The following is a 6,418-nucleotide window of genomic DNA, read 5'->3' on the forward strand; positions in this document are numbered from 1 at the left end:
CCGACCCAGCAACACCGCAGTCGGGAAAGATGACACAGCAGGCACGGCACTCTCACAAGATCATGGGACCTAGACACTCACATGATCAACCAGAGCGTCGTGCCTGCTCCATGCAGGTGATCGACTTTGACGGAACCCTGCGGAGTGGGCGGGGGCTGCCATTGCACGCGCGGGCGCGCGCGAGGTTCGGTCGGGGGGTTGGGGTCTCGACTGGGTGCGCGGACTTTGCCGGTCACGTTGGGGTCTTTGCTGGGTACGCGGGCTTCGCGGGTCGAGTTCGGGTCTCTGGTGGGTTCGCGGAACTTGCCGGCAGGGGTGGGTGAGAGCTTGTCCGACGGGATGGGCGTTGTCGCGCAGGCGTTCGGCGGGGTCGCTGACTGGAGAGTCGTCGGCCGGGTGAGCGTGTCGGGCGGCGTCGTGGCCGGGGGCGTGCCGGCCGGTGGGGTGCGGCCGGCGTCGACCACGGTGCCTACCGCCATCGCGGCCATCGCCACCGCCGCGCACGCCAGGGTCGCGGCCACCACCGTCCACCACCGCCGCGGCCGGGTGGCGCGCTCCACCAAGCCGTCCAGATCGAGGACCAGCCGCGGCTCGTCGAGCTCCACCGCGCGCAGCCGGTCCTCGATCACGGCGGGTCCTACAGTCCGATCGCCGGGTCGAGCGCGAACGTCTTCAGCTGCGCCACCGTCACCGGCATGGGCACCTGCGTCGAGGGCAGCGCCTCCTGGCCCGTCGGGTCGTAGTTGTAGCCGGCCGCCGAGGTCACCGAGCCGTCCGCGCGGTAGTGGTACACCGACACGATCTTCGTCAGGTCGTCGACGCTCTCGTCGACCGCGAACACCATGCCGCCCTTGCCGTCGTCGAAGCGCTGGCAGGTGTCCGGCCGGGGGCACATGTCGGCCGGGCTCCGGGTGAACGCGCCGGGCGTGAACACGTTGATCCCGATCGCGTAGCGCTTGCCGCCGAGGGTGTAGGCGGCGAACGTGTTGAGATAGTTCTGGCCGTCCTTGACGTCACCGGCGGCCTCGCCCTGGAACGCCTCGACGGCGAGCGCGGACGCTTTGGGCAGCACCGTCGGGAAGACGTCCCGGATGCGTGCCCGCATCGCCTCGCCGCGCTGGTTGAGCTGTGCGGCCGGGTAGACCCGGGGCTCGATGCCGGGCGGTGGCCACACGATGTCACCCGGTGCCGTGGTCGGCGCGGACGACGGCGAGTCGGGTGCCGACGTCGTGCTGGCCCGCGCCGGGCGGTCGGCCACCTGGACCCCGCCACCGTGGGAGATGCCGAGCGCGACCGGCACGGCCACCGCGGCGACCGCGATCGCGGTGGTCGCGACGCCAACGGAGATCAGCGCGCGGCGCCGCCGGACCTCCCGGCGCGCGGTGTGGACCAGCGCGTCCGGATCGAGGGACAACGGCGGCTCGGCGGCCACCGCACCGTGCAGACTTTCGCGAACGTCCTGCTCACTCACGACACATACCTCCCTGCGGCCGGCCCTAGCTCTTCGGCCGACAGTCGCGCTACCGAGGCCCGCAGGGCGTCCAGCCCGCGTGCCGTCTGACTCTTGACCGTGCCTTCGGAGCAGCGCATGACCGCCGCCGTCTCGGCGACCGACAGGTCGTCGAAGTACCGCAGCACCAGCACCGCACGCTGCCGGGGCGGCAGCCGCAGCAAGCCCCGGTGCACCAGGTCCCTCGCCCACATCCGGTGCGCGCCCTCGGCCGGGTCGGACCGCGGGTCGAACACCTCGGGCACCGCCGCCTCGCTCTGCTCCGAGCGGCGCCACGGGCGGCGCTTCTCGTCCAGCCAGGTGCGCAGCAGGACGGTGCGGCCGTAGTTGGCGAGGCTCTCGTCCTTCTGCACCCGCGACCAGGACCGGTAGACCTTGATCAAGGTCTGCTGCATCAGGTCCTCGGCCAGGTGCCAGTCGCCGCAGAACAGGAACGCCGACCTGCGCAGCGAGGCGGCGTAGCGGGTGGCGAACCGTCGAAAGCTGTCCTCGTCGGTCTGTCGCATGTGGCTCCCTTCCGCCTGTACCTCACGACGGCGCGGCGACCGGGGTTGCAATCAGGGGGCGAGGAACTCGTGGAGCATGCGCCGGGCGACCTCGCGGGGGTCCGGGTCGATCTCGATCAGCGCGTTGACGACGGCGCCGTCGACCAGCGCTATCAGCTGCTCGACCCGGCGCGGGTCGACCTCGAGACCCGACCGGGTGAAGACCTCGAGCAGCAGGCCGCGCAGCTCCTCGCCGAGCGTGCGCATCACCGGGCGCAGGTAGGGCCGGCGGAAGGTGGCGACGAGCCGCTCGTAGCGCAGCAGCACCAGCTCGGCGTCCCGGTCACCGGCGTGCGGGCCGAGCAGCTGGTCGAGGACGAGGTCGACGAGTGCGTCGATGCCACGCGGTTGGGTGGGGAGCGCGGCCAGCAACGCGGCGCCGCGGACCAGCTCGGCGCGGCCGTGGTGCTCGACGGCAGCCTCGACCAGGTCGTCGAGCGAGTCGAAGTAGTACGTGGTCGACGACAGCGGCAGGTCGGCCCGCTCGGCGACCGCGCGGTGGCGGACCGCGTCGAAGCCGCGCTCGACCAGGAGCTCCGCCGCTGCCTCGACCAGTGCCTGGCGGCGGCGCTCTCCCTTGGGTGTGCTGGCGGCCGTCATCTCCGGACAGATCGTGCCAGGTCAGTGCCGCACTGGTTACATCCGGCTGAGCTCGGTGGCGACGTGTTGCACATCGGAGCCGAACGGGGCGACCCCGCCGGGCATGATCGGCTCGCTGAGCACCACGAACGTGCGACCGTCGTTGGCGGTCCACTCGCCACGCTGCGTGCCTGCCGGCGTGGTCCACTGGGGTGGCGTGACGTCGGCCGGGACGACGATGACCGAGATCGTGCCGCGATGGCCCTGGTCGGCCGCGGCGAACGTGGCACCCACGGAGTTCTGGGGACAGCTCAGCGCCACCGGGACCGCGTCCTCGGGACGGAGATGTGCGGCGGCCGGGAGCTCGCCCGCGAGGGCAGCAGCGAGCTCCCGGTCCGCCTTTCCACACCCACTAGGGGTGCTGCCAGGCCCCGCAGGCCCGGCGTCCCCACTCGGAGGGCGTCCCTGCTTACGCGTCTCCGAGGGGGCGTCTTGTGGGGCAAGCTCACGCTCTGTTCCCTGAGCGCCAGCACTGTCCTCTTGAGGTAACTCGTACGGAGCAGCGCTTCCGTTACCACCTGCTGCCGCGGGTTCCGCAGCATTCGTCTGTTCGGCCGAGTGGGCCCCTGTCCACAATGCCACGCCGAGCGCCGTTGCGCTCGCCAGGAGGACCACACCAATGGCGGAACCTGTGAGAATTCCGTTCCGCCTGCGGATGCGCTGGCGCTCCGACGCGGCCGCTACGTCCTTGTGGTCGAAAGATGGGGGCGGCGCGTCGGCGACCGCGTCGTGCAGCAGCTCAGCCAGCTTGCTCTCGTCCATCGACGTCCACCTCCCTCTCGCTCACATCGTCGACTTGAGGTCGTCGACCGTGTCCCCGAGCGCCTCCCGCAGCGCGGTGAGCCCTCGGGCCGTCTGGCTCTTGACGGTGCCCTCGGAGCACTTGAGCGCCCCGGCCGTGGCCGCGACGTCGAGTCCCTCGAGGAACCGCAGGACGAGCACCGCCCGTTGCCGGGGTGGCACCCGCCGCAGGCCGTCGAGCAGTGCCGCGCGCGTGGCGACCGCGTTGCCGATCTCGCCGTCCGGCTGCGCCACCTCGGGCAGCTCGTCGACGAACCGCTCCCGCCGCCACGGACGGCGGGACTCGTCGATCACCGCGCGCACCAGCGTCCGGCGGACGTAGGCGTCCAGGGCCCCGCGGTCCCGGATCTTGCGCCATCTCCGGTGCAACGCGACGAACGCGGTCTGCGCGAGGTCGTCCGCGCGGTGCCAGTCACCGCAGAGCAGGTACGCGGACCGCCGCACGGCATCCCGCCGCGCCACGAAGTACGCCGCGAAGTCCTGCTCGTCGCGCTCTTCCACGCGGACTCTCTCCGCTCGTCGTCTGCACACCAGGGACGGAACGTCCCGCGTCCACGGTTGCATGGACTGCCACTGAGATCTACGCCACCCCCTAGGACGCGTGAGGTGCCCCCAAGGATGCCTTGATGCGGATGTGGTGTGATCGGATCGTGACATACACGAGGAAGATCGATCTCCGTTCGGACACCGTCACCAAGCCGGACGAGGCGATGCGGCTCGCCATGTCCGCCGCTGAGGTGGGCGACGACGTGCTGGACCACGACCCGACCATGCGACGGCTCGAGGAGCGGGTCGCCGAGCTGCTCGGGGTCGAGGCCGCGCTGTGGGTGCCGAGCGGGTCGATGGGCAACCTGATCGCGCTCACCGTGCATCTGCGCCGCGGCGACCGTTTTCTTGCGGCGCGGGGCGCGCACGTGCTGGACAACGAGCTCGGCGCGGGTTCCTGGCTCTCCGGCGGGGTCCCCGAGCCGGTCGAGTGGGGCGCCCGCCCGGGCCAGATCCCGGTCGAGACGGTGCGTGCCGCGGGCAGCGCCAAGGCGGCGTACTACGCGCTGCGGACGACGCTGCTGTGCCTGGAGAACACGCACAACGCCGGCGGCGGGGCGGTGACGCCGCCGGACGAGCACGCGAAGTTGGTCGCCACCGCGCGCGACGTCGGCTTACGCGTACACCTGGACGGAGCGCGGCTGTGGAACGCGTCGGTGGCGCTCGAGGTGCCGCCGGCCGCGCTGACGGTCGGGGTGGACACCGTCCAGGTGTGTCTCTCCAAGGGCTTGGGCGCGCCGGTCGGCTCCGTGGTCGCGGGCACGACGGGATTCGTCGCCGAGGCCCGGCGGGTCCGCAAGATGCTCGGTGGCGGGGTGCGCCAGGGCGGCGTGCTGGCGGCGGCGGGTCTGGTGGCGCTGGAGCGAATCCCCGCCCTGGCCATCGACCACGCGAACGCCACGACGTTGGCGTCCGGGTTGGCAGGCCTCGGCTGGGAGGTCAACCGCCCGGAGACCAACATCGTGATGGCGTCCGCGCCCGACATCGGGCACATGCTGAGCTCACTGGCCCAGATCGGCGTGCTGGCCGGCCCGATGGGCGGGCGGATCCGGTTCATCACCCACCGGGACCTGACGTCGGCCGACATCGCGGAGGTGCTGGACCGCATCGCCCAGCTCCAGTCGTAGCCCGGCGAGCTCGGCCCGCACGGCCCGGATGTCGGCGGCCGTCCGGGCTTCGGTCGTGCGCGCGTCCTCGACCCGCTCGACGAACCACGACGCGATGAACCCGGTGGTGACCCCGAGCAACGCGATGCCGCCGACCATCAGCGCGGCGGCGACGAGCCGGCCTTCGGGAGAGACGGGGTAGAGGTCCCCGTAGCCGACGGTGGTGACGGTGGTCAGCGTCCACCACACGGCGCCGGGGAACGAGGTGATGGAGGCACCCGGCACGCCCCGCTCGGCGTCGAGGACGGCGAGCGACGCGCAGAAGCCGACCAGGAGCAGGATGCCGCAGGTGTAGACGCCGACCCGACCGCGAACGCTGCCCATCACGTGCCGGTTGAGCACGGTGACGGCGGTGAGCACGCGCAGCGCACGCAGCGGCCGCATCAGCGGAAGCGCCACCACGAGAAGATCGAACAGGTGGTGCAGCACGTAGCCGACCCGATGCCGGGTGACGGCCAGCCGGACGAGGTAGTCGAGGGCGAACAGGACCCACGCCAGCCAGATGGCGCCGTCGACGACGCGGCTCAGGCCGGTCGGCGCGCTGAGGTAGAGGACCTGCGTCGCGTAGAGGAGGAGGAACAGCGCGGCCAGCGCGGTGAGCGGCCAGTCGGACCAGCGCGCCCAGGTGTGCAGCCGGGGACCGTAGGGGTCGGTCGTCCGCGTGGGCATTCGGTCATTGTGATGCCGTCAGCCTGCCGCGGTCACGGCTGGCGACGGTGTGGATCGCGCCCGGTACAGGGGGCGACGGATCAGCGGGCCTGCTTGTGGTTGGGCCGCCCTCGATGGCCCGCGAACGACGCGGCGGGCATGGGCGGCCGCCGGCCCCGGAATCCAGTTTAGGGGCCGACGCCGACAGTTTTCGGGCCCTGTGGACAACCGCCTGTGGACACGCCGGAACTGTCGGTGCCCGTCCGTAGAATTGATACCGGGGGCCGGAGGCCACGGCCGAAACGCGGGGCCTGTCAACGGGTATCGAGAATCGGCCGATGGGACAACCCAAAGGTGCGGCGCGCGCCAGGCCGGAAACGGTCTGGTGCCGTCAGCCGGCCGAGGTCACGGCCGGCGACGGCCCGGCGCCCGACGAGGGCGCCCAGGTCAGCGGATCTGCTTGCGGTTGGAGCTGCCCTTGATGGCCGCGTAGCCGATGGCGCCCACGGTGATCACGGCGCCCACGATCAGCAGCGTGCCGAGAACCTTGAACACCACCCCGA

7 protein-coding genes and 1 pseudogene are annotated in these 6,418 nt (G+C 71.7%); 1 reads left to right on the forward strand and 7 read right to left on the reverse strand.

Annotated features, from left to right (window positions below):
- Positions 1 to 77: 77 nt before the first annotated feature.
- From VGD70_RS09010 to VGD70_RS09035, 6 genes are all read right to left on the reverse strand, one after another.
- Positions 78 to 629 carry a hypothetical protein gene (locus VGD70_RS09010; RefSeq protein ID WP_331080030.1) on the reverse strand — a complete coding sequence of 184 codons (552 nt, stop codon included), beginning with the start codon at positions 627 to 629 and terminating at the stop codon, positions 78 to 80.
- Positions 630 to 637: 8 nt separating this feature from the next.
- A complete protein-coding gene (locus VGD70_RS09015) occupies positions 638 to 1,471 on the reverse strand; it encodes a hypothetical protein (RefSeq protein ID WP_331080032.1) in 834 nt (277 codons plus the stop codon).
- Positions 1,468 to 2,016, reverse strand: coding sequence for a SigE family RNA polymerase sigma factor (locus VGD70_RS09020; protein WP_331080033.1), 549 nt, complete (start codon positions 2,014 to 2,016; stop codon positions 1,468 to 1,470). The genes VGD70_RS09015 and VGD70_RS09020 overlap by 4 nt, the downstream gene beginning before the upstream one ends.
- A 51-nt stretch (positions 2,017 to 2,067) precedes the next feature.
- Positions 2,068 to 2,655 carry a TetR/AcrR family transcriptional regulator gene (locus tag VGD70_RS09025; RefSeq protein WP_331080035.1) on the reverse strand — a complete coding sequence of 196 codons (588 nt, stop codon included), beginning with the start codon at positions 2,653 to 2,655 and terminating at the stop codon, positions 2,068 to 2,070.
- A 36-nt stretch (positions 2,656 to 2,691) separates the two neighbouring features.
- Positions 2,692 to 2,955 (reverse strand): hypothetical protein, encoded by a 264-nt coding sequence (locus VGD70_RS09030; RefSeq protein WP_331080037.1) that lies wholly within the window; start codon positions 2,953 to 2,955, stop codon positions 2,692 to 2,694.
- A gap of 522 nt (positions 2,956 to 3,477) precedes the next feature.
- Positions 3,478 to 3,996 (reverse strand): SigE family RNA polymerase sigma factor, encoded by a 519-nt coding sequence (locus VGD70_RS09035; protein WP_331080039.1) that lies wholly within the window; start codon positions 3,994 to 3,996, stop codon positions 3,478 to 3,480.
- A 149-nt stretch (positions 3,997 to 4,145) separates the two neighbouring features.
- Here VGD70_RS09035 and VGD70_RS09040 point away from each other — a divergent pair, with 149 nt between their 5' ends.
- Complete coding sequence (locus tag VGD70_RS09040) at positions 4,146 to 5,168, forward strand: GntG family PLP-dependent aldolase (protein WP_331080041.1); 1,023 nt, start codon at positions 4,146 to 4,148, stop codon at positions 5,166 to 5,168.
- Between the two features lie 75 nt (positions 5,169 to 5,243).
- Here the strand turns inward: VGD70_RS09040 and VGD70_RS09045 are convergent.
- Positions 5,244 to 5,876, reverse strand: a pseudogene (locus VGD70_RS09045) (ion channel); the annotation flags it as partial.
- Between the last annotated feature and the right edge of the window lie 542 nt (positions 5,877 to 6,418).

Source organism: Actinophytocola sp. (assembly GCF_036402745.1).
Classification (GTDB): domain Bacteria; phylum Actinomycetota; class Actinomycetes; order Mycobacteriales; family Pseudonocardiaceae; genus Actinophytocola.

Excerpts from the sequence above, each read along its gene's own strand:
- VGD70_RS09025 (WP_331080035.1), bottom strand. The coding sequence starts at position 2,655 with ATGACGGCCGCCAGCACACCCAAGGGAGAGCGCCGCCGCCAGGCACTG.
- VGD70_RS09020 (WP_331080033.1), bottom strand. The coding sequence starts at position 2,016 with ATGCGACAGACCGACGAGGACAGCTTTCGACGGTTCGCCACCCGCTAC.